Source organism: Lacrimispora sp. 38-1 (genome assembly GCF_049890855.1).
In the GTDB taxonomy this organism is placed as follows: domain Bacteria; phylum Bacillota; class Clostridia; order Lachnospirales; family Lachnospiraceae; genus Lacrimispora.
The window spans coordinates 1-1,510 of the sequence record NZ_JBANEW010000026.1; the positions used below are offsets into that span (position 1 = coordinate 1).

The 1,510-nt window shown below is 36.4% G+C and carries 1 protein-coding gene; it reads left to right on the plus strand.

The genetic code is table 11. The features are described from left to right. Nucleotides 1-150: 150 nt before the first annotated feature. Complete coding sequence (locus V7D18_RS05115) at nucleotides 151-1,509, plus strand: IS4 family transposase (protein WP_426152092.1); 1,359 nt, start codon at nucleotides 151-153, stop codon at nucleotides 1,507-1,509. The last annotated feature ends 1 nt before the right edge of the window (nucleotide 1,510 follow it).

Here is a 1,510-nt window from a genome sequence, read left to right on the forward strand (position 1 = left end):
CTCAACTTTCCCACCAGCAAAGCTGATGGAAATGCTTGATTCCTCAAGCAAAAAAACTTAATAAATCGGTGCCTTGACATAAAAATAGCACCAATCTTTGGTATAATAAGTTCACCACAAAATTAAGATACAAAGAAAGGTGCTAAACTTATGATATACCAAAATGACAAAAAAGAAAATCCTCAAAATCAATTTTCTGATGCATTAAAACAACTTGAACTCGGAAAACTGTTGCGAAAATCCAATATTACAAAATCATGCGGTATTTCTGCATATGAGGTATTTCAATTTTTGCTTCTGTTAGCATTTCAGGGAAAGAATCTTTTTCGTTTCCTGAATTCTAAACATAAAGATCAGGCTGTTTCAAAGAATACGTATTATCGTTTTCTCAATGAAACTTCCTACAATTGGAGCAAGTTTCTTATGCTCCTTGCCGTTAAAGTTACAGTGGCATTTGATTCACTTACTCGGCCAGAGAGAGTAAAAGTACTGATTCTGGATGATTCCGTTATTAAGCGCAATCGCAGTAAAACGGTTGAGCTGCTTGCACGTGTCTTTGACCATGTTGAGCATAAATGTCAGAAAGGGTTTACTCTTCTTACACTTGGCTGGTCTGATGGATACAGCTTTATTCCAACCGGATTCAACCTGCTTTCTTCTGCTACGAAAAGTAATCGTTATAACGAAGTTTCTGATAAGATTGATCATCGTACAAATGGATATAAAGTTCGAAAAGAAAGTATGATTCCTAAAACAGATGCTGCCATTCTTTTGATTAAGAATGCTCTGAATGCTGGTATAAAAGCTGATTATGTCCTTATGGACACATGGTTTACTACGGAACCAATGATCAAGGAGATCCTTGAAACAGGCATCCATGCCATTGGTATGGTCAAGCAGTTGAAACAACGCTATACCTATAATGGTAAACAATATAAACTTCCAGAACTTAAGAAGTTTGTAAGTTTTGAAGGTACCAGAAATATCTTTGGTTCCCTGGTGGTAGCCACCAAAACAGGAATCCCGGTTAAGATTGTTTTTGTACGAAACCGCAATAAAAAAAGTGAATGTTTGTATATCTTAAGCACAGATATTTCACTGGATAATGCAGAAATCGTACGTATTTATGGAAATAGATGGTCGATAGAATGTTTCTTTAAATCATCGAAATCTTTCCTGAAGTTAGGCACTGAATTTCAGAGCCATAATTATGGTGCAATGGTAAGCCATACAACCATTGTATTCACAAGATACATCATTCTGGAATGGATTCGCCGGAACCGAAACGACCAGAAAACGTATGGCGAATTATTTTTCATGTTCTGTGAAGATATTCAGGACATGGATTTAACGAATGCACTTCAAAGTCTAATGGCTTTGTTTGTGGAACACATTTCAACGTTATCAGCTGATATCACATCCTTCATCAAAAGTAAAGTAAACGAATGGATGCTGTCTCAAGCCTCTTTTATTCAGGCTCTATTCGGAAATATTTGCTGGGAAAGTTGAG